General features: G+C 61.8%; 21 protein-coding genes and 1 tRNA gene. 13 read left to right on the plus strand and 9 right to left on the minus strand.

The window, feature by feature from the left end:
* Nucleotides 1-73: 73 nt before the first annotated feature.
* A tRNA-Ile gene (locus tag HJB82_RS05940) sits at nt 74-149 on the minus strand.
* 220 nt (nt 150-369) lie between these two features.
* Here HJB82_RS05940 and HJB82_RS05945 point away from each other — a divergent pair.
* Nucleotides 370-738, plus strand: a complete 369-nt coding sequence (locus HJB82_RS05945; RefSeq protein WP_207581198.1) for a response regulator — start codon at nt 370-372, stop codon at nt 736-738.
* Nucleotides 739-871: 133 nt separating this feature from the next.
* On the opposite strand, the gene HJB82_RS05950 is transcribed toward HJB82_RS05945, so the two are convergent.
* The 3 genes from HJB82_RS05950 to HJB82_RS05960 form a co-directional block, all read right to left on the minus strand.
* On the minus strand, nt 872-1,063 hold the full coding sequence (locus tag HJB82_RS05950) for a hypothetical protein (protein WP_003593249.1): 192 nt from the start codon (nt 1,061-1,063) through the stop codon (nt 872-874).
* Nucleotides 1,060-1,725, minus strand: a complete 666-nt coding sequence (locus HJB82_RS05955) for an acyl-homoserine-lactone synthase (RefSeq protein WP_207581197.1) — start codon at nt 1,723-1,725, stop codon at nt 1,060-1,062. The genes HJB82_RS05950 and HJB82_RS05955 overlap by 4 nt, the downstream gene beginning before the upstream one ends.
* A 261-nt stretch (nt 1,726-1,986) precedes the next feature.
* Nucleotides 1,987-2,712 carry a LuxR family transcriptional regulator gene (locus HJB82_RS05960; RefSeq protein WP_207581196.1) on the minus strand — a complete coding sequence of 242 codons (726 nt, stop codon included), beginning with the start codon at nt 2,710-2,712 and terminating at the stop codon, nt 1,987-1,989.
* Between the two features lie 124 nt (nt 2,713-2,836).
* Here HJB82_RS05960 and HJB82_RS05965 point away from each other — a divergent pair, with 124 nt between their 5' ends.
* Nucleotides 2,837-3,031, plus strand: coding sequence for a hypothetical protein (locus HJB82_RS05965; RefSeq protein WP_207581195.1), 195 nt, complete (start codon nt 2,837-2,839; stop codon nt 3,029-3,031).
* Between the two features lie 641 nt (nt 3,032-3,672).
* Here the strand turns inward: HJB82_RS05965 and HJB82_RS05970 are convergent.
* From HJB82_RS05970 to HJB82_RS05980, 3 genes are all read right to left on the minus strand, one after another.
* Nucleotides 3,673-3,969, minus strand: coding sequence for a GIY-YIG nuclease family protein (locus tag HJB82_RS05970; RefSeq protein ID WP_207581194.1), 297 nt, complete (start codon nt 3,967-3,969; stop codon nt 3,673-3,675).
* A gap of 455 nt (nt 3,970-4,424) precedes the next feature.
* Nucleotides 4,425-4,664: a DUF2934 domain-containing protein gene (locus HJB82_RS05975; RefSeq protein WP_207581193.1), complete on the minus strand. Its 240-nt coding sequence runs from the start codon at nt 4,662-4,664 to the stop codon at nt 4,425-4,427.
* Between the two features lie 26 nt (nt 4,665-4,690).
* Complete coding sequence (locus HJB82_RS05980; RefSeq protein WP_207581192.1) at nt 4,691-4,915, minus strand: hypothetical protein; 225 nt, start codon at nt 4,913-4,915, stop codon at nt 4,691-4,693.
* Nucleotides 4,916-5,275: 360 nt separating this feature from the next.
* Here HJB82_RS05980 and HJB82_RS05985 point away from each other — a divergent pair, with 360 nt between their 5' ends.
* Nucleotides 5,276-5,659, plus strand: a complete 384-nt coding sequence (locus tag HJB82_RS05985; protein WP_207581191.1) for a hypothetical protein — start codon at nt 5,276-5,278, stop codon at nt 5,657-5,659.
* A gap of 116 nt (nt 5,660-5,775) precedes the next feature.
* A complete protein-coding gene (locus HJB82_RS05990; protein WP_207581190.1) occupies nt 5,776-6,189 on the plus strand; it encodes a DUF4174 domain-containing protein in 414 nt (137 codons plus the stop codon).
* Between the two features lie 88 nt (nt 6,190-6,277).
* On the opposite strand, the gene HJB82_RS05995 is transcribed toward HJB82_RS05990, so the two are convergent.
* On the minus strand, nt 6,278-6,988 hold the full coding sequence (locus tag HJB82_RS05995; protein ID WP_221139709.1) for a GntR family transcriptional regulator: 711 nt from the start codon (nt 6,986-6,988) through the stop codon (nt 6,278-6,280).
* 264 nt (nt 6,989-7,252) lie between these two features.
* On the opposite strand from HJB82_RS05995, the gene HJB82_RS06000 reads away from it, so the two are divergent.
* The 8 genes from HJB82_RS06000 to HJB82_RS06035 all read left to right on the plus strand — a co-directional run bounded on the left by HJB82_RS06000 (nt 7,253) and on the right by HJB82_RS06035 (nt 14,429).
* Entirely contained in the window at nt 7,253-8,341 is a 1,089-nt protein-coding gene (locus HJB82_RS06000; protein WP_207581188.1) for an ABC transporter ATP-binding protein, read from the plus strand.
* 49 nt (nt 8,342-8,390) lie between these two features.
* Nucleotides 8,391-9,689, plus strand: coding sequence for a PotD/PotF family extracellular solute-binding protein (locus HJB82_RS06005; RefSeq protein ID WP_207581187.1), 1,299 nt, complete (start codon nt 8,391-8,393; stop codon nt 9,687-9,689).
* Nucleotides 9,690-9,991: 302 nt separating this feature from the next.
* Nucleotides 9,992-10,906, plus strand: a complete 915-nt coding sequence (locus HJB82_RS06010) for an ABC transporter permease (RefSeq protein ID WP_221139710.1) — start codon at nt 9,992-9,994, stop codon at nt 10,904-10,906.
* A gap of 1 nt (nt 10,907) precedes the next feature.
* Nucleotides 10,908-11,729, plus strand: a complete 822-nt coding sequence (locus tag HJB82_RS06015) for an ABC transporter permease (protein ID WP_221139711.1) — start codon at nt 10,908-10,910, stop codon at nt 11,727-11,729.
* Nucleotide 11,730: 1 nt separating this feature from the next.
* Nucleotides 11,731-12,474, plus strand: coding sequence for an aspartate/glutamate racemase family protein (locus tag HJB82_RS06020; protein WP_221139712.1), 744 nt, complete (start codon nt 11,731-11,733; stop codon nt 12,472-12,474).
* A 4-nt stretch (nt 12,475-12,478) separates the two neighbouring features.
* Nucleotides 12,479-13,090: a flavin reductase family protein gene (locus HJB82_RS06025; protein WP_221139713.1), complete on the plus strand. Its 612-nt coding sequence runs from the start codon at nt 12,479-12,481 to the stop codon at nt 13,088-13,090.
* Between the two features lie 91 nt (nt 13,091-13,181).
* Nucleotides 13,182-13,676, plus strand: coding sequence for a heme-degrading domain-containing protein (locus tag HJB82_RS06030; protein ID WP_164011818.1), 495 nt, complete (start codon nt 13,182-13,184; stop codon nt 13,674-13,676).
* 129 nt (nt 13,677-13,805) lie between these two features.
* A complete protein-coding gene (locus HJB82_RS06035) occupies nt 13,806-14,429 on the plus strand; it encodes a DUF2799 domain-containing protein (protein ID WP_221115824.1) in 624 nt (207 codons plus the stop codon).
* Nucleotides 14,430-14,432: 3 nt separating this feature from the next.
* Here the strand turns inward: HJB82_RS06035 and HJB82_RS06040 are convergent, their stop codons facing one another.
* Nucleotides 14,433-15,677, minus strand: a complete 1,245-nt coding sequence (locus HJB82_RS06040) for an AGE family epimerase/isomerase (RefSeq protein WP_221139714.1) — start codon at nt 15,675-15,677, stop codon at nt 14,433-14,435.
* Nucleotides 15,678-15,848: 171 nt separating this feature from the next.
* Here HJB82_RS06040 and metH point away from each other — a divergent pair, with 171 nt between their 5' ends.
* Nucleotides 15,849-19,622: a methionine synthase gene (gene metH / locus HJB82_RS06045; protein WP_221139715.1), complete on the plus strand. Its 3,774-nt coding sequence runs from the start codon at nt 15,849-15,851 to the stop codon at nt 19,620-19,622.
* Nucleotides 19,623-19,658 lie beyond the last annotated feature (36 nt).

Here is a 19,658-nt window from a genome sequence, read left to right on the forward strand (position 1 = left end):
CCTCGTGTCAAAATTCCGGAATTTCGCGTCCGGCTACACCTAAAATTTATGAAAATTCAAAACCTTAGGATGGTGGTGGGCCCGGAGGGACTCGAACCCCCAACCAAGCGGTTATGAGCCGCCGGCTCTAACCATTGAGCTACAGGCCCTTGACGCCGGTGGTGGGCGCCTTGGCGCCGGAGGCCGGCGCCTGGATGCCGGGGCAATGGTTCCCACAGCATCGGTTCGCTCTAACGCAAATTGCAGGGAGCCACAAGCGCAGAGCGCAAGCATCTGTGGACGGTGCATCTTTCGTGGGCGCCGGTACTGGAACCTTCTCGCGCGGGCGGCAATTACAGAGATTGGATTCGATGAAGAGGGCGGTCGCAGATGGTGGCGTTGAACAGTGCCGTGGTGCTTATCGTCGAGGACGAGCCGCTGATCCGGTTCACTGTCCTCGATGTGCTTGAAGATGTCGGCCATGTGGCGCTGGAGGCGGCAAATGCCGATGAGGCGTTGGTGGTGCTGAAGGGCAGGCAGGATGTCGATATCCTGTTCACCGACGTCAACATGGCAGGTTCGATGGACGGGATCCAGCTTGCCAAGCGGGTGAGGGCGATGCGGCCGAATATCGGCATCATCATCACCTCGGGCATGGTGCGGCTGGACCCCATGGCGCTGCCGGCCAACACCGCCTTCCTGCCGAAGCCCTACATGCACGACGCGCTGATCTCGACGATCGCTTCGCTGATGACGTGACTGGATTGCTTGGTGATAGGACTTCCCCATGACATGACTGGGCGCGCAGCCGCAAAACGGGGACGGTTTTGCGGCTGCGCGCGAGGCGCCGGGAGACATGCTGGTCTTCGGGCGTGCGGAGGGGGTCGCGCCCTCAGCTGAAGCTGCTCTTCAGCGCCTCGTTCTCGTGGTGAGCCTTCTTTTCGTAGATCGTGAACAGCGCCATCGAGAGGAGATAGGAGAGGAAGGGATCCCCTATCTGCGTGGCAATGTCGCGGGAGGCGAGCACGTGGCGCTCCAAGGCGCCGATATCTTTCTGTATTGCGGTTTCAGCGAGGCGGTTCATGCTGCCATCTCCAGGAATTGGGTCACGACCGAGCGGGCCGGCACGTGTCTGATATAAAGGGGTAGGGTCAGGCCGAGGGCGGCGCGCATCTTGCACAGCACGCGGTCCGACACCTCGAAGGCGCCGCAGCAGACGGGATACTTGCCGTAACCGTCTGCGCGGCCGAGTTCTTCCACTTCGGCGCCGGCACGTTTGTAGACGCGCTTGAGATAGGGCTCGTAGTTGGAAATCATCGTGTGGATGCCGTGATCGAGCGCGCATTCGCAAAGCGCCAGCAGCATCATCGAGAAGGCGCGGCCGGCGTCGATATTCGGGAAATCCCTGGCGATCGCCTCCTCATCGATGCACATGCGCGTGCCCTCCCAGATGCCCGGCGCAATGAGATTGGCGGCATCCGGAAAAGTCTCGCGGAAGACATCGTAGAGAAGGGTCGGGCCGGTCGTCGGCATCAGGCGCATGCCGCCATAAAGACGGGTGCGGCTGTCGTTGCACCAGACGAGATAGGCGGGAGCGAGCGCATCGTAGCTGTCGCGCTCGTAAGGGCCGACGACGGGAACGTCCCAGCCGAGCGTATCGGCGAAAACCTGCTTGCGCAGGCGAAACATCTGATCAAGTACGGCAGCGTATTTCTGATATTCGTGAGCCTGAATGATTACAAACATCTTGCCCTCCAGCGTTTGCAAGTTCGTGGAGAGCAGAATGGTTCAGACGGGCCGGATCGGAAATTCCCTCAGATGGGCCCCCTCAGATGAGGGGGGCAGAGCATGTCGCGCAAAACTGTGCCGCGGTTTTGCGACAACGACATGCGCCAAACGACGACCTGGCGCACCGGCCCGAAAATCGGAAACGATTTTCGGAAAGCACGATGCGAGGATTCGAAGTTACAGCATCCTTTGCCCGTCTCAAAAGACGCGCGACGCGCTTCAGGGATTGATGATGCGCAATTGCACGGCCCGCGAGGCGGCGGCCGAGATCGTGGCGCAGCCGAGCTTGAAGCGGGCGGTCTTCAGATAGTCGCGCGTCGTGTGCTCGGAAATGCCCAGGATGACCGAGATATCCTTGTAATCCTTGCCCAGCGCCGTCCAATGCAGGCACTCGATTTCGCGCGGCGACAATGCCGGCACCGGATCGTTCTCACCGTGCAGCTCGTAGACCGCCTTGCGATGGATCAGATGGGCGATCTCGATCCATTCGGTGCGGCAGCGGCGGACCAGCTCGGTCCATTCGTCGACCGGTATGCGGGCATTCACCGACAGAAGCGCGCGGCGCTGCGCCTTGTCGGCGACGGGAATGGAGTAGCCGTTGCCGCCAATGCCGTGCTTCTGGGCGTCGACAAGCATGGCATAGGCCTCCGGCGTCGGCTCGACCTCGCTCCAGTCGAACGGCAGCTGGCGTTCGAAGCCCTGCTTGACGATCGGATCGACCCTCACATAGCTGTTCAGGAGATAACGCGAGACCCAGGCATCCGGATAGGTGGTGCGCACGAAGGGCGAATCGATCTTGCTGGCGATCGTCTGGGCGAGGTGGTAGGTGACGAAATCGAGGCCATATTCCGCCTGCAGAACGCGGATGGCGCCATCTACATTGGCCGCAGCCTTGATCTGTTCGAAAGCCGACTCGAACTTTTCGCTATAGGTATTCTCAGTCATTTCCACTGCCCCAATTCCCTCAATCCTACCGCGAGGACCGTCATAAATACAAGGCATCCCCACATATGCGGGGAATGACAATCCAGGCTCCGTCTGCTAGCGCCTTTCCACGAGGAGACCTCATATGGACAGCAGAAGACCATTCGAGATTGCCGAATGCCAACAGGCCGCCAAGGGCCTGAAATCCAGCTGGCAGGACATGGCAGGCTCCGAAGCGCTGATCCGCGCGCTCGTTGCCGAACGCAATGGCGACACGCCGCTGGCGCTGTTCTGGACCGAGGTCCACCGGGCGCTTTGCGTGGAAAACAACGCTTTCTGACATGGCCTGCCCTGGCGGGCGTTTCAGGCTTTTCCCGATATTACAGGATCGGCCGGGCACCGGAATTGGTGCCGCGGCGAGATAAAATCCGTGTCCCGCGAGTGACCACGTTTCATTCTTATCCGTTTCCGATTTTGCGAAGAAAGTGTCGAGCGGCAATGTCGCAGGCGGGTAAGCGGAAAGCCCGTATTCCATGGATTTGTGTCAATATGCTTGATGAAGCGTTTCCAGTGTCCGGGGAAGCGGTTGCACTGTGCCATTGCGGACCCTCCCGCGCGACAGACGCGCTACACCCTCGTTCCGCTCAGGCAAGCCGCGGCATCTCTCCGCCCTCATCCTGAGGTGTCCCGCAGGGGCCTCGAAGGACGAGGCCGGCCACCGCTATCTCCTCCGGTAATGGGAGCTGCGGCTATCACCCGCCCCCGCCCTTCGAGGCTCCGGCCTCTGGCCTGCGCACCTCAGGATGAGGGCTGGTCGTGGTGCCGTGTGGCTAGTGGGTGATCGGAGTGCTTTTGGCTTGGTCGACGGATCTCAGCTTCGCTCCGCCCTCCGGTGAGGCTGGCCGCGCCCTCTCTCCGCCATCATCCTGAGGCGCCCCGCAGGGGCCTCGAAGGACGAGGTCGGCCACCGGCCACGCGCGCTCACTTGGCCTCGACTGGCCCGCGTTTGGACAATTCCGGCAAGGCCTCGTAATCCATGGCAATCAACGCCTCCTTCTTACGGCGGGACCAGCCCTTGATCTGCCGCTCGCGGGCGATGGCGTCGATGATGCGGTCATAGGTTTCGGTGAAGACGAGTTCGACCGGGAGGCGCTTGGCAGTGTAGCCGTCATAGGTCCCGGCATTGTGCTCCCAGACACGCGCCTCGATCTCCTGCTTGGTGAGGCCGGTGTAATACGAGCCGTCGCTGCAGCGGAGGATATAAACGGTGACTTCCATGGTGGAAGGCTAGCATGGGGAGCGAGTGGGCAGCAATCGTGCGGCGCCGTGAGTGCCCCGCCACCCGCCCTCGTGGTTCGAGACGGCCCTGCGGGCCTCCTCACCATGAGGGCTAGTTGTTGCGCCCTGCTGCCAGACTATCGGAGGCACGGCGGCCTCCGGTGAGGCAAGCCGCACATCTCTCCGCCCTCCTCCTGAGGTACCCCGCCCGGGGCCTCGAAGGACGAGGCCGGCCACTGGCGATTAATGTGGCGATGTGGATGAGGCTGCGGGCCTCCTCACCATGAGGGCTAGCTGTTGTGCCTGCTGTTAGACTATCGGCGGCAAGCGCCGCGTTCTCCGATGAGGCAAGCGCGCCTCTCTCCGACCTCATCCTGAGGTGCCCCGCAGAGGCCTCGAAGGACGAGGCCGGCCACAGGGGGCTTCTTGGCAAGGGATGCGCTCCGCAGAAAAGATCAGCCGACCTTTGTCGATGGATTGGCCCAGTCCTGGCATGGCATTTCCGGCCGCTGCGGCTTCGGGCGAAACTTCACCAGCACCTCGCGGCCATCAACGGAGGCCTGGGTGCGTTCCAGCGCATTGCGTTCGGCAACCGCCTGGCGCCAGTGATCGTCATCACGTCCTTGCGGGCGGCCCTGTTCTTCCCAGATCGCGTAAGCTCTTTTGCTGATCCATTCGTGGCGTCTGTTGCTCATCTATTCATTCCATTCGTTAAAGGTGTTTATTCCGCAATTCTGTCATGAGTAATTGGTCTGTCGTGGCGAACCGGCAGGCGGCGCTTGGCGGCCATCAGCAGGTCGAGTTCGATCGAGGAGGGGCCAAAGCGGGTGAACAGGCTTTCGGCCTGATCGCTCAGCAGGCCATATTTGGAAGCGAATTCATCAAGGCTGTAGGGCCGGCCGCGCAGGATCCTGCTTCGGCGCTCCGGTTCACGGATTTGCGTCATTGGTGATTACCCCAGACTGTTTTTCAAATGTGAGAACAAAACAGATTACAGCGACAAAAGTTCCGTGAATTTTCAGCGTTTTTTCGCGCGGTCGTGCCATTGCGGGGCAATCTGGAGCTGCGACATAGATTTTCAAGAACGGTCGGCGCGGGGAAAATTTCAACTAAAAAATGCAAGAATATCAGCGCGTTATGGAATTCGCTTCCGGGATCGCCGATAAATGGGCTTTACCCCGGCGCGTTAGTCTATAGAATCAATCGTGTTAATCGGTTCGCAGGGGCAGCAAAAACGTTCCGTTCCCCGCGTTGGCGCGACCGATACCGGAGGACTTTGGCTTCAACCCATCAAGAGGAGACAGACATGATGAATGCCCTGCCGCCACTTCATGACGGCCATGCGCCGTTTACCCTCCAGCAGCTGTTTCGCGAAGCGCTCTATGCCTTCGAGGAATGGGACAGCGAACTGACCGAACCGATCGTGACTTACGAAGGACGGGTCATCCCCATCGGCTTCGTTTTCGAAGCGATGCGCGAATGCACAGATATCGTGCCGATGAATATCGTCGGCGCAGTTACCGAACGGCTCACCAAGCCGTGGGAGGGCGAAGGCCCGCTCGACCAGATGACTTTCTCGACGGCGGCGCGTGTCATGCGCGTGCTGGTGCGCAAGCGCCTTCTTGCCAATGGCACGGTTGATCTCGTCGCCGTTTCGGCTCGCACCGCCGAAGAACAGAACCGCGACTGACTGGATGAGGATCGCGGCCATGGCCGCGATCCTTTTCCGCTTCCTGGCGGAACCTCGCCCATTGCCAGCCGTTTTACCGGCAGGCCCGCCGCCAGTGCGGGTGAGGAATGAGCATCATGCTGAAATCCATCGTTCATGAAATCATCGGCGCTCCGCGGCGCGCGCCGGAGCTTCCGCAATCGCTCGAGCAGTTTCGCGACAGAAAGCGCGTGCTGATCATCTTCGCCGATGCGCAGGACGACCGCGCCGTCATCCAGGACGATTGGCTGCGGAACGCGCATATGCGTCTCATCGAGGAAGATGTCGAGGTTTTCATCATTGCCGGCGGCGGTGCTTTCTCGCTGTTCGACGACGGCTCCGAACTCGATGCCGACGATGTCAGAGAGCGGCTGCAGGGGCCGCCATCCGGCGCGTTCGGGCTGATCCTGGTCGGCCGCGACGGCGCCGTGAAGCTGCGCTCGAGCGAGCCGCGGACCGCCGAGGATATCTTCGCGGCCTTCGAAATGCTGCCGAAGCAGACGCCTTGGTAGTGTTTCGACCCTCCGCTTGACGCGACACGGAGTGTGGCGAAAGCCGCGCGTCCGACGTCTTTGCCTGCTTATCGCTCGGCGGGCACCGTTAAAGTTCGAAAGCTTCCTTGAGGCCGAGGCTCTTGCGTTCGCGCAGGTCGAGATCGCCCTCGATATGGGCGATGTGATGCAGCATCAGCTCGCAGGCGCGGTCCAGTTCGGTGCTTTCGATTGCCGAGATGATCTCGCCGTGTTCGGAATGGCCGCAGCTCGAGGCGGTCGACTGGCCGTAAAGCGCGATCACCAGGGACGAGCGGGCAACGAGCTCCTCCATGAAGCGCTGCATGATCGCATTGCCGGATATGACCGCCAGCATCAAGTGGAAATCGCCGGATGCCTTGATCTCGGCGCGGCGCGCCGTCTGGCCACGCTCGCCCATCAGCCGGCCCTCTTCCAGCAACAGCTCTCTCAGATCTCTGACGTCATCCGGGGTGATCCGCGCCGCTGCCTCACGCAACAGGCCGGGCTCGACCAGGCGGCGGGCTGAGAAAATCTGGCGGGCTTCTTCAGGCGAGGGATAGGCAACGAAGGCGCCGCGGTTCTTTTCGACGTTGACGAGGCCCTCATAGGAGAGCGCCTGCAAAGCGGCGCGGGCGAGCGTACGGCTGACATTGAAAAGATTGCCGACATCGCTTTCGGAAAGCTTGGTGCCGGGCGAAAGCCTGCGTTCGACGATTGCCTCGCGAATGGCGTCGCGGATCTGTTGCGCGCCGGTTTCGGCGGGTTCTTCGGCCTGCTGAGCCGTGGCGGCGGATTTCATGAAATCATTCCCTGATGGCGGGCAAACCATATCCGGCTTCGCGGCAAAAGTTAAATGATTTTGTGCCCGAAATGCCGGTTAAATTGTATACGATTTTTTGCAAAAATTGAGCACGATAGCCTAAATCATGTGCAGACACTGTCGTGCTCAAAATTCTCCTCATGGATCTGTCGTCGGCAAAATCTTTGTTTCACAAGAGCTTGGCGCGGCGTGAGGGAATCTGGCACGGCGGATGCATCGGCTTTTCCGAACAGGGGAAGCATGATGTCGAAAGCGGCAGAGATCGATTTAGTATCCGTTTCGAAGGTCTACGGCGCGACGACGGCGGTCGATGAGATCAGCCTGAAGATTCCGGCCGGCTCCTATTGCTGCTTCCTCGGCCCGTCGGGTTGCGGCAAGACCTCGACGCTGCGGATGATCGCCGGCCACGAGAGCATCTCGTCGGGCGATATCCGGCTCGGCCATACAGTCGTCACCGATTTTCCGCCGGCCAGGCGCGGCACGGCGATGATGTTCCAGTCCTACGCGCTGTTCCCGCATCTCGACCTGATCGACAACGTCGCCTTCAGCTTGAAGATGAAGGGCGTCGACAAGGCGGAACGGCGGGCCAAGGCGCTCGAGATGCTGAAGCTGATGCAGATGGAGTCCTATGCCGTTAGGCGCCCGGCCCAGCTTTCCGGCGGCCAGCAACAGCGCGTGGCGCTGGCGCGCGCGCTGATCACTGACCCGGAAGCGCTGCTGCTCGACGAGCCGCTGTCGGCGCTCGATCCGTTTTTGAAGATCCGCATGCGCGCCGAGCTCAAGAAACTGCAGAAGTCGCTCGGCATTACCTTCGTGCACGTCACCCACAGCCAGGAAGAGGCGATGGCGCTCGCCGATGTCATCGTCATCATGAATGACGGAAGGATCGAGCAGGCCGCGGCACCGCGCGAAATTTTCGAAAAGCCGGCGACCGCCTTCGTCGCCCGGTTCATGGGCGATCACAACGTGCTCACCGGCCGGGTAACGTCGAGCGAGAACGGCGTACTCGTCATGAGCGTGCCGGAGGGGCAGAGCTTTTCGGTGCGTGGAACGGGCAGGGAGATCGGAGAGCCCGTCGATATCGGCATCCGCACCGACCGTGTCCGCTTGCAGGTGGCGACCGAATGGACGCTCGGCTTCGACGGGATCGTCTCCAACATCGAATATCGCGGCTCTTCGGTGAAGATCACCGTTATCGGCGCCGGCAGCGACGATTTCACCGTCATTGCCGACGATAGCGACTATTTCGCCCGTCCGGTCGCCGTCGGCGACGCCGTCTCACTCAGCTGGGCGCTCGAGGATGCCGTGCTGCTCGGCCGCGCTTCCGCTTGAACCACCATCGACAACCAACCTTGCCCATCCAACAAAAAGGGGAACTGGCATGACGACTGAAACCACATCGACCAAGGCGGAAAAGGGTCTTTCCCGCCGCACCCTGCTGAAGACGGGTGCTGCCGCCGTCGGCGCCATTGCCGGCTCCGGCGCCATCACCGGCTTCCCGACAATCTGGGCGAAGACGAACATCACGCTTCGCCAGTTCGGCACCGGTGTTTCGAACATCAATGCCATCGCCGAGAAGTGCAAGGCCGACCTCGGCATCACGCTGGAGATGACGGCGACCGATTCCGATGCCGCCGCCCAGCGCGCCGTCACCCAGCCTGACAGCTACGACATCGCCGACATCGAATACTGGATCGCCAAGAAGGTGTTTCCAACAGGCGTGATGCAGCCGATGGACGTCAAGAAGCTGAAATATTACGACAAGATCGTGCCGCTGTTCATCAACGGCAAGCTGAAGGCAGACAGCGTCATCGCCCAGGGCACGGCGCCGCACACGGTCGGCTTCGTCGAAGCGCAGGGTTCCAAGAAATTCGCCAAGGAGCCGACGCAGTGGATGACGATGGTTCCAACCATCTACAATGCCGACACGCTCGGCATCCGCCCCGACCTCACCGGCCGTCCGATCACCAGCTGGGCCGATATTCTCGACCCGGCTTTCAAGGGCAAGACCGCGATCCTCAACATTCCGTCGATCGGCATCATGGATGCGGCGATGATCATGGAAGCCTCCGGCAAGATCAAATATGCCGACAAGGGCAACATGACCAAGGAAGAGATCGACAAGACGATCGAATTCCTGATCAAGACCAAGGCCGACGGCCAGTTCCGCGCCTTCTGGAAGTCGTTCGACGAGTCGGTCAACCTGATGGCCTCGGGCGAAGTCGTCATCCAGTCGATGTGGTCGCCGGCCGTCGCCGCCGTCCGCTCCAAGGGCATCGCCTGCACCTTCCAGCCGCTCAAGGAAGGCTATCGCGCCTGGGGCGGCGGTCTCGGCCTTGCCTCGCATCTCAAGGGCGCCCAGCTCGATGCGGCTTACGAATACATCAACTGGTACACGTCCGGCTGGGTCGGCGGCTACCTCAACCGCCAGGGCTACTATTCCGCTGCCATGGACACCGCCAAGGAATTCATGTCGGCCGACGAATGGGGCTACTGGATCGAGGGCAAGCCGGCCCAGGGCGACATCCTGTCTCCCGAGGGCAAGGTCATGGAAAAGGCCGGCGCCGTGCGTGACGGCGGCTCGTTCGAAACCCGCATGGGCGCCGTCGCCTGCTGGAACTCCGTGATGGACGAAGACCGCTACATGGTCCGCCGCTGGAACGAGTTCATCGCTGCCTGATGTTTCGGGCGGGGCAGCGTCGTCTTTCGCTGATGCTGAAGACGTCGCTCCGCTCCGCCTCCTCATCTGCCCTTCGGGCATCTTCTCCCCGCCGGGGAGAAGAGGGAGTTCGCAGCGATGCTGCGAAACCAAAGCAAGGTTCGCGGTGGCCCAGGCGCTGCCGCGTTTCTCTTCTCCCCTAGGGGGTCCGAAGGGACGGGTCGAGACCAGTGGCTCGACCCGGGTAAAGGTGCCGGCAGGCGGATGAGGGGGCGGCATGCACCTTCGTTCAACCTGCCGTAATCAGAACGGAGAACCGGATAATGGCGACCATCGCAGCAGAAACGGAAGAGGGCAGTCACGGCGCCCGCGGCAAAAGCTCCTTTCGCCTTTCCCCGTCAGCGATCTCCTATCTCCAGGCGATGCCGCTGATCGGCATTCTCGGCTTCTTCTTCCTGCTGCCGATCGCTATGATATCCGTCGTCAGCTTCTGGGATTACGACTTCGCCGGCCTCTATCCCGATTTCCTGACGATGAACTACACCGACACGCTCGGTTCGTGGGTGACGTGGAAGACCTATCTCAACACGTTGAAATTCACGGCGATCGTCTGGGCGCTGACGCTTCTTATCGGTTTCTGGGTCGCCTATTTCCTGGCCTTCCACATCCGCAAGACCTCGACCCAGATGATCCTCTTTCTCGTCTGTACCGTGCCGTTCATGACCTCGAACATCATCCGGATGATTTCGTGGATCCCGGTGCTCGGGCGCAACGGTCTTATCAATTCGGCGCTGATCAAGATGGGCATCATCCCGCAGCCGATCGAATGGCTGCTCTATTCCGATTTCGCTGTCGTGCTCGCCATGGTGCATCTCTATACGCTGTTCATGGTGACGCCGATCTTCAACACGCTGATGCGCATCGATCGGTCGCTGTTCGAGGCGGCACGCGATGCGGGCGCGTCGGGCTGGCAGGTGCTGTGGAACGTCGTCATTCCGCTGGCCAAACCCGGCATGGCGATCGGCACGATCTTCGTTGTCACCCTCGTCATGGCCGACTTTTCGACGGTGCAGGTGATGTCCGGCGGCCAGAGCGCCTCGGTGGCATTGATGATGAAGAACCAGATGTCGCTGCTGCAATATCCGGCGGCGGCCGCCAATGCCGTGGTGCTGCTTGCCGTGGTGCTTTTGATGGTCGCGGCCATCCTGCGTGTCGTCGACATCCGCAAGGAGCTTTGAGATGAACCACGAAAAACGCGGCCTCGGATTCTATCTGCTGGCGATCTTCTTCGTCATCTTCGTGCTGTTCCTCTACGGCCCGCTTTCGGCGATCCTGATCCTCTCCTTCCAGGGGCCGGACGGCGGTCTGACCTTCCCGATGAACGGCGTTTCCATCCACTGGTTCTTCAACCTGTTCGAGAAGCAGGCGGTCGGCGATTTCGGCGCCTCCTTCCGGCGCTCCTTCACTCTCGGGCTGATGGTGATGGTGGTGACCGTCACCGTGTCGCTGCTCGCCGGCCTTGCCTTCCGCCGCCGTTTTCCAGGTTCGACCGCGCTGTTTTACGCCACCGTCGCAAGTCTCGTGGTGCCGTCGATCATCATTTCGCTCGGTATCGGCGTCGTCTTCCAGGAGGGAGGGCTGAGGCCCGCCTGGTATTCATCGGCCTTCGGCGCGCATCTCACCTGGACGCTGCCCTTCGGCGTGCTGATCATGTTTGCCGTCTTCAACCGCTTCTCGCCGGCCTATGAAGAGGCGGCGCGCGATCTCGGTGCCAGCTCCTGGCAGACCTTTTGCCATGTGGTGCTGCCGATGATCGCGCCGAGCCTGATCGGCGTCGGTCTGTTCGGCTTCACGCTCTCCTATGACGAATTCGCCCGCACGCTGATGACCTCGGGCAGTTACAACACGCTGCCGCTCGAAATCTATGGCATGACCACCAATGTCACGACGCCGGTGCTCTATGCGCTCGGGACGGTGACGACACTGTTTTCCTTCACCATCATTCTCATCGCGCTCGGCATCATGACCATGCTCGGCCGGCGGCAGGCAAAGATAGACTGACATGCGCATCCTCATCGTCAATCCGAACACCACGGCCTCCATGACCGAGAAGGCTGCGACCGCCGCGCGTGCGGTGGCTGCTTCCGGCACGGAGATTATCGTCGCCACCTCGCGCATGGGGCCCGTCTCCATCGAGGGCCACTATGACGGCGCGCTGGCGATCCCCGGTCTGCTTAGCGAACTCAAGGAGCGGCAGGCGGCCGGATACGACGCGGCTGTCATCGCCTGCTTCGACGATACGGGGCTCGAAGCGGCACGGAGCTTTGCCGATGTGCCGATCCTCGGGCTTTGCGAATCCGCAGTCGTGACGGCCGGCTTCCTGGCGCAGCGCTTCACCGTGGTGACGACGCTCGAGCGGTCGCGGGTGCTAATCGACAATCTGGTGCGCCGCTATGGCATGGGCGACCGCGCCAGGGTGCGCGCTTGCGATATCCCGGTGCTGGAGCTGGAAGATGCGGCCTCGGGCGCGGTCGGCAAGCTCCGGGCCGAGATCGCGCGGGCGCTTGCCGAAGACGGCGCCGAGGCGATCGTGCTCGGCTGCGCCGGCATGACCGATCTGGCGCGCGAATTGCAGGCGATCTACGGCGTGCCGGTCGTCGATGGTGTGGCGGCCGCCGTCAAGCAGGCCGAGGCCTTGGTGTCGCTTAAGCTTTCCACCAGCAAGCGCGGCTCCTATGCCTCACCATTGCCGAAATCCTTCACAGGGGCGATGAGCGGGTTCTCGCCGGCCCAGAGGGTCGGCTGATCCCATGGCGGTGTCCTTCGACTTCCAGCAGCTCTCGGAGCGCGAGCGTTACAAGCTGATGATCGGTACGATCATCCCGCGGCCGATCGCGCTGGTGACGACGGTCGACGAGCACGGCCAGGTCAACGCGGCGCCTTTCAGTTTCTTCAACTGCCTTTCGGCTGATCCGCCGATCCTAGCGATCGGGGTCGAAAACAATGCCGACATGTCGTTCAAGGACACCGGCCACAATATCCGCATGACCGAGGTCTTCACGGTCAACATCGTCTCCTTCGCCATCGCCGAGGCCATGCATGTCTGCGGCGCCAAATATCCCCGCGGCGTCGACGAACTGAAGGAAGCGGGATTGACGGCGATATCAGGCGAGAAAGTAGCCTCACCCTTTATCGCCGAGGCGCCGGCCGCCTTCGAATGCCGGCGGCATGTGACCCTGGAGCTCGGCCGCTCGCGGCAGATCGTCATGGGCGAGATCGTCTATGCGCATTACCGCGACGGGGTCGTCGATCCGGAACGGCTGCATGTCGATCCGGCCGCGCTCGATGCCATTGCGAGGCTCGGCGGCGATACTTGCGCCACCATCCGCGATCGTTTCGAGATGCTGACGCCGAAGCTCTAACAGGTGAGGTAGGCCCAAGTTTTTGCTTTACATTTTCGCTGTTGGCGAGAATTGTCTGCAGCGGATTATCGCGGCAGAGGAGCGCTTGCCCATGACAATCGAGGACGATCTCAGCCGGATTGCGGAGCAGGAGAAGGCTCTGAGCTTCGACGCCTTCGACCTGACGACGGCATGGCAGCTCGGCAAGCTCCTGCAGGAACTCGCCACCGAGCGCGGCCTCGGCATCGCGATCGACGTGACCCTGCACGCAATGCCGGTCTTCTATGCGGCATTGCCGGGTGTGACGCCCGATAACGTCAACTGGGTCCGGCGCAAGCGCAACATGGTGCTGCGCTATTTCCGCAGCAGTTATGCCTCCGGCCTGAAGCTGAGGAAGGATGGCAAGACGGTTGAGGATAACGGGCTTCCCGACGCCGATTATGCGCCGCATGGCGGCAGTTTCCCGATCAACGTCAAGGGCACCGGCTGCATCGGCGCGGTCACCGTCTCCGGCCTGCCGCAACGCGACGACCACAATCTCGCGGTCGAGGCCCTGGCGCTGATGCTCGCGAAAGATCTGGATACGCTGCGGCTCGCTCCGCTCTGAAGGGTAGACTGCCGTAATTTCGACAGAAAAAAGCCATGAAAACTGCAAAATTTCGTCGCCGCTGCGGTGACGTTGCCTTGTCCTGCGGTTAAGGTGCGGCATCGCCCTCCTTAACCTTCCCGGGATGCCATGATCCGCTTGTTCTTCGCGCTTGCCGCCGCCATCGGTCTCGGCCTTCTCCTGGCCTCCTGCAACACGCTTTCCAAGGAGGAATGTTTGGCCGCCGACTGGCGGGTGATCGGCGACAGCGACGGTGCTGCGGGCTACGAGCCGCAGCAGCGCTTCGCCGCGCATGCAAAATCCTGCGAGCGGGTCAAGATCGTGCCGGATCAGACGATCTGGTTCCAGGGCTACCAGGCGGGCCTGGTGCGCTACTGCACGCCGCTCAGCGGGCTGGCGCGCGGCCAGGCGGGCAGCGGCTACGCCAATGTCTGCCCGCCGGAAACCGCGTCGGGCTTCCTGCGTGGCTTCAACCTCGGCGGCAAGCAGCACGGGCTGCAGGAGCGCTTCAACGCGATGCAGAACGACTACAGCTCCAAGGAGGCTAATATCGACGAACTCTCCGACAAGCTTAAGGATGCGAAGGACGGCGACAGGTCGGAGCTGCGCCGGCGGATCGACGATCTGGAAGACGACATGCACGACATCCGCCGCGACCAGCGCGACGTGCAGGACGAACTCGACCGCGTCAACGAGGATGTCGAATGGTTCCAGCGCAACCCAAACGCCGAATTGAGGGCGCCGGGTTACTGAAGCTCAGAGCTTGCCGCCAGCCTCGGCGATGCCTTTCGTCAGGCTGCCGGTTGCCGGGAAAAGTGGGATGAGGCAGGCCTGCAGGGCGTGGTAGATATCGCCCTTGCCGGGGAAGAGCGAGTGCGAGGGAATGAGGTCTTCCGTCAGCTCCTCGTGCCAGCCGCCGTTGTGGTGGTCGATGAAGGCGCGCTCGATGACGTTCCAGATCTTGCGGTAGCTGTCTTCGTGGAAATCGCTCGGAAGGTGTTCGTTGAGGAAGTGGGCGGCGGCGGCACCCTCGCAGGCCGGCCACCAGAGCTTGTTGCGCTTGGCGGGCTTGTCGTCCCAGTCGAGTGTATAGAAAAAGCCGCCCTTGTCATTGTCCCAGCCGAGCGCCATGGATTGCGCGAAAAGCGCCTTGGCCGCATCCGGCAGCCATTCGATGCGTTTGCCGCCGAGCGTCCAGAGCTGCAGGATCAGGCGGGCCCATTCCAGCCAGTGACCGGGCGTCGTGCCGGCCGGGCGGAACATTTCGTTCGGATGATAGTATTGCTTGTTGAGGTTCCATTCGGCGTCGAAATGCTCGGCGACGCGCCAGTCGACCGAACCGGCCTGCCGGCGGATGACCAGATCGGCGATGCTTTCGGCCTTGGTCAGGTACTCTCTGTCGCCGGTGGCTTCGAAGGCGGCCATCAGCGCTTCGGTCAGGTGCATGTTGGAGTTCTGGCCGCGATAGGTGCCGCCATCGAGCGGCTGCCAGTCGGCGGTGAATTCCTCGGCGATGGCGCCGTGCTTTGCTTCCCAGAACTTGGTGTTGAGGATCTCGGTGATGTCGTCAAGCATGCCGTCGGCAAGCGGATGGCCGATGGTCTTGGCGGAGGAGGCGGCCAGCAGCACGAAAGCGTGGCCATAACCCTGCTTGTTGGTGTCGACTGGACCGTCATTGTTCAGTGACCAGAAATAGCCGCCATTCTTCCGGTCGCGATGCTGGTTCCAGAGATAGTTCATGCCGTGATCGACGAGGTCGCTGGCACCCGGGCGGCCGAGCAGCGTGCCGATCGAGAAACAATGCACGGCGCGCGCCGCGATATGGACGCCGCGAACCTGGCCTTCGGCGTCGAGAGGTCTGCCGGTATCGTCGAGATCGTAGAAGCCGCCCTTGGGGTTGCGCGAATTGTGCTGGAAGAAATCGAAGAGGCCATTTGCCTGGTTCAGCAGCCAGCCGCGATGATAGGCGCGGCTCGTCCAGTTTCCAAGCACGGGTGCCATGACATTTCCTCCGATTTCGTGCGCGATGCTTTTGAAATGCCTATATAGAGGCCATTCGAGTCTGTCATGGGGCCAGGCTTGCAAAGCACGAAATTGATAGGCATATATTGACATAAAGATATCTTTATGTGATGTGGACTGTCTGGTCTTACGACGTCAAGGAGCCCTCCCGTGTTTGACAACCTCTTTGGTCCGGAAACGGGCAAACGTGACGGCAATGAAGTTTTTGCAGCTTTGAGACAGGCTGCGAGCGAGCGCATCCTTGTTCTCGACGGCGCCATGGGCACTCAGATCCAGGGGCTCGGCTATGACGAAGACCAGTTCCGCGGAACGCGCTTCATCGGCTGCGCCTGCCACCAGAAGGGCAATAACGACCTTCTGATCCTGACCCAGCCAGATGCGATCGAAGAGATCCATTACCGATACGCCAAGGCCGGCGCCGATATTCTCGAGACCAACACCTTCTCCTCGACCCGCATCGCGCAGGCCGATTACGCGATGGAAGGCGCGGTCTACGACCTCAACAAGGAAGGCGCCGAGATCGTGCGCCGGGCAGCACAGCGCGCCGAGCGCGAGGATGGCCGCCGCCGTTTCGTCGCCGGCGCCATCGGACCGACCAACCGCACCGCCTCGATCTCACCCGACGTCAACAATCCCGGTTTTCGCGCCGTGAGCTTCGACGATCTGCGCATTGCCTATGGCGAGCAGATCGACGGGCTGATCGACGGCGGCGCCGACATCATCCTGATCGAAACGATCTTCGACACGCTGAACGCCAAGGCGGCGATCTTTGCCTGCGAGGAGCGCTTCGAGGTCAAGGGCGTGCGCCTGCCGGTGATGATCTCCGGCACGATCACCGACCTTTCCGGCCGCACCCTGTCCGGCCAGACGCCATCGGCCTTCTGGAACTCGGTGCGCCACGCCAATCCCTTCACGATCGGCCTCAACTGCGCGCTCGGCGCCAACGCGATGCGCCCGCATCTGCAGGAGCTTTCCGGCGTCGCCGACACCTTCATCTGCGCCTATCCGAATGCCGGCCTGCCGAACGAATTCGGCCAGTACGACGAAACGCCGGAGCTGATGGCGGCGCAGATCGACAGCTTCGCCCGCGAAGGCCTGGTCAATATCGTCGGCGGCTGCTGCGGCTCGACGCCTGAACATATCAGGGCAATCGCCGAGACCGTCGCCAAGTACAAGCCACGTGCGATTCCCGAGCATCGCCCCTTCATGTCGCTGTCGGGTCTCGAACCTTTCGAGCTGACCAAGGACATTCCCTTCGTCAATGTCGGCGAGCGCACCAACGTCACCGGCTCGGCCCGCTTCCGCAAGCTGATCACCAATGCCGATTACACCGCAGCGCTCGATGTGGCGCGCGACCAGGTCGAGAACGGCGCGCAGGTGATCGACATCAACATGGACGAGGGGCTGATCGATTCCGAGAAGGCGATGGTCGAGTTCCTCAACCTGATCGCCGCCGAGCCCGATATCGCCCGCGTGCCCGTGATGATCGACTCGTCGAAGTTCTCGATCATCGAATCCGGCTTGAAGCGCGTTCAGGGCAAGCCGATCGTCAATTCGATCTCGCTGAAGGAAGGCGAGGAGAATTTCCTCGCCCAGGCGCGGCTGTTGCACAATTACGGTGCGGCCGTCGTCGTCATGGCCTTCGACGAGACGGGGCAGGCGGACAGCTACGAGCGCAAGGTGGAGATATGCACACGCGCCTATAAGCTTTTGACTGCAAAGATCGGTTTCCCGCCCGAGGACATCATCTTCGACCCGAACATTTTCGCGGTCGCGACCGGCATTGAAGAGCACAATAATTACGGCGTCGACTTCATCGAGGCGACGCGGACGATCCGCGAGCGCATGCCGCTGGTGCATATCTCGGGCGGCGTCTCCAACCTGTCCTTCTCGTTCCGTGGCAATGAGCCGGTGCGCGAGGCGATGCACGCCGTGTTCCTCTACCACGCCATCCAGGCGGGTATGGACATGGGCATCGTCAATGCCGGCCAGCTTGCCGTCTACGACAATATCGATCCGGAACTGCGCGAGGCCTGCGAAGACGTGGTGCTGAACCGCCGTCCCGATGGCACCGAGCGACTGCTCGAAGTGGCCGAGCGCTTCCGTGGCGCCGGCGCCAGGGAGGGCCGGGTCCAGGACCTCTCCTGGCGCGAATGGAGCGTCGAAAAGCGCCTCGAACATGCGCTGGTCAACGGCATCACCGAATATATCGAAGCCGATACCGAGGAGGCGCGCCTGCAGGCTGCCCGGCCGCTGCATGTCATCGAGGGACCGCTGATGGCCGGCATGAACGTCGTCGGCGATCTGTTCGGCTCGGGCAAGATGTTCCTGCCGCAGGTGGTCAAGTCGGCGCGCGTCATGAAGCAGGCGGTCGCCGTGCTGCTGCCCTACATGGAAGAGGAAAAGCGCCTCAACGGCGGCGAGGAACGTCGCTCGGCCGGCAAGATCCTGATGGCGACCGTCAAGGGCGACGTGCACGATATCGGCAAGAACATCGTCGGCGTCGTGCTTGCCTGCAACAATTACGAGATCGTCGACCTCGGTGTCATGGTGCCGGCGACGAAGATTCTCGAAACGGCGATTGCCGAAAAGGTCGACATCATCGGACTTTCAGGCCTGATCACCCCGTCGCTCGACGAGATGGTACACGTCGCGGCCGAAATGGAGCGGCAGGGTTTCGAGATCCCGCTTTTGATCGGCGGGGCGACGACCAGCCGCGTACATACGGCCGTGAAGATCCATCCGGGCTACAACAAGGGGCAGGCGGTCTACGTCACCGATGCGAGCCGCGCCGTCGGCGTCGTCTCGGCGCTGCTGTCGCCGGAGGCACGCCAAGGCTATGTCGACGATATGAGAGCCGAATATGCCAAGGTGGCGGCCGCCCACGCGCGCAGCGAAGCCGAGAAGGTGCGCCTGCCATTGCCGCGGGCCCGCGAGAATGCGCATAAGGTCGATTGGTCCGGCTACCAGCCGACGAAGCCGCAATTCTTCGGCACGCAGGTGTTCGAGGATTACGATCTGGGCGAGCTTGCCAGATATATCGACTGGACGCCGTTCTTCCAGACCTGGGAACTGCGCGGCCGCTACCCCGCCATTCTCGAGGACGAGAAGCAGGGCGAGGCAGCCCGCGCGCTCTGGGCCGATGCGCAGGCGATGCTCAAGAAGATCATCGACGAGAAGTGGTTCCGCCCGCGCGCCGTCATCGGTTTCTGGCCAGCCGGTGCTGTCGGCGACGACATCCGCCTGTTCACGGACGAGAGCCGCAGCCAGGAGCTCGCCACCTTCTACACGCTGCGCCAGCAGCTTTCGAAGCGGGACGGGCGGCCGAACGTGGCGCTCTCCGATTTCGTCGCGCCGGTTTCGAGCGGCGTGCAGGATTATGTCGGCGGCTTCGTGGTGACGGCCGGGATCGAGGAGATCGCCATCGCCGAACGCTTCGCGCGGGCGAATGATGATTATTCCTCGATCCTCGTCAAGGCGCTGGCCGACCGCTTCGCCGAAGCGTTTGCCGAGCGCATGCATGAGCAGGTGCGGCGCGAATACTGGGGTTATGCGAAGGACGAGACGCTTAGCAAAGAGGATCTGATCACCGAAGCCTATGCCGGTATCCGCCCGGCGCCCGGTTATCCCGCCCAGCCGGATCACACCGAAAAGGCAACGCTCTTCACGCTGCTCGATGCGGAGACGGCGGCCGGTGTGAAGTTGACGGAGAGCTATGCGATGTGGCCCGGTTCCTCGGTCTCCGGCCTCTATATCGGCCACCCCGACTCCTATTATTTCGGCGTCGCCAAGGTGGAGCGCGATCAGGTGGAAGACTATGCCGGGCGCAAGGGTATGGCGGTTTCCGAAATCGAGCGCTGGCTCGGACCGGTGCTCAACTACGTGCCGCGCAAGACGGGCGAAGAGATCGAAGACGCGGCGTGAGAAGCTGCCTGCGTTGTAACACTTTGCTTTGGGAAA

The organism is Rhizobium sp. NZLR10 (genome assembly GCF_019685125.1).
Classification (GTDB): Bacteria; Pseudomonadota; Alphaproteobacteria; order Rhizobiales; family Rhizobiaceae; genus Rhizobium.

Coding starts and splice junctions, on each gene's coding strand:
- HJB82_RS05945 (WP_207581198.1), top strand. CDS start 370: ATGGTGGCGTTGAACAGTGCCGTGGTGCTTATCGTCGAGGACGAGCCG.
- HJB82_RS05960 (WP_207581196.1), bottom strand. CDS start 2,712: ATGACTGAGAATACCTATAGCGAAAAGTTCGAGTCGGCTTTCGAACAG.
- HJB82_RS05950 (WP_003593249.1), bottom strand. CDS start 1,063: ATGAACCGCCTCGCTGAAACCGCAATACAGAAAGATATCGGCGCCTTG.
- HJB82_RS05980 (WP_207581192.1), bottom strand. CDS start 4,915: ATGACGCAAATCCGTGAACCGGAGCGCCGAAGCAGGATCCTGCGCGGC.
- HJB82_RS05995 (WP_221139709.1), bottom strand. CDS start 6,988: ATGAAATCCGCCGCCACGGCTCAGCAGGCCGAAGAACCCGCCGAAACC.
- HJB82_RS06015 (WP_221139711.1), top strand. CDS start 10,908: ATGAACCACGAAAAACGCGGCCTCGGATTCTATCTGCTGGCGATCTTC.
- HJB82_RS05955 (WP_207581197.1), bottom strand. CDS start 1,725: ATGTTTGTAATCATTCAGGCTCACGAATATCAGAAATACGCTGCCGTA.
- HJB82_RS06035 (WP_221115824.1), top strand. CDS start 13,806: ATGATCCGCTTGTTCTTCGCGCTTGCCGCCGCCATCGGTCTCGGCCTT.
- HJB82_RS06020 (WP_221139712.1), top strand. CDS start 11,731: ATGCGCATCCTCATCGTCAATCCGAACACCACGGCCTCCATGACCGAG.
- HJB82_RS05965 (WP_207581195.1), top strand. CDS start 2,837: ATGGACAGCAGAAGACCATTCGAGATTGCCGAATGCCAACAGGCCGCC.
- HJB82_RS05975 (WP_207581193.1), bottom strand. CDS start 4,664: ATGAGCAACAGACGCCACGAATGGATCAGCAAAAGAGCTTACGCGATC.
- HJB82_RS06040 (WP_221139714.1), bottom strand. CDS start 15,677: ATGGCACCCGTGCTTGGAAACTGGACGAGCCGCGCCTATCATCGCGGC.
- HJB82_RS06010 (WP_221139710.1), top strand. CDS start 9,992: ATGGCGACCATCGCAGCAGAAACGGAAGAGGGCAGTCACGGCGCCCGC.
- HJB82_RS05970 (WP_207581194.1), bottom strand. CDS start 3,969: ATGGAAGTCACCGTTTATATCCTCCGCTGCAGCGACGGCTCGTATTAC.
- HJB82_RS06005 (WP_207581187.1), top strand. CDS start 8,391: ATGACGACTGAAACCACATCGACCAAGGCGGAAAAGGGTCTTTCCCGC.
- HJB82_RS06000 (WP_207581188.1), top strand. CDS start 7,253: ATGTCGAAAGCGGCAGAGATCGATTTAGTATCCGTTTCGAAGGTCTAC.
- HJB82_RS06030 (WP_164011818.1), top strand. CDS start 13,182: ATGACAATCGAGGACGATCTCAGCCGGATTGCGGAGCAGGAGAAGGCT.
- HJB82_RS05985 (WP_207581191.1), top strand. CDS start 5,276: ATGATGAATGCCCTGCCGCCACTTCATGACGGCCATGCGCCGTTTACC.
- HJB82_RS06025 (WP_221139713.1), top strand. CDS start 12,479: ATGGCGGTGTCCTTCGACTTCCAGCAGCTCTCGGAGCGCGAGCGTTAC.
- HJB82_RS05990 (WP_207581190.1), top strand. CDS start 5,776: ATGCTGAAATCCATCGTTCATGAAATCATCGGCGCTCCGCGGCGCGCG.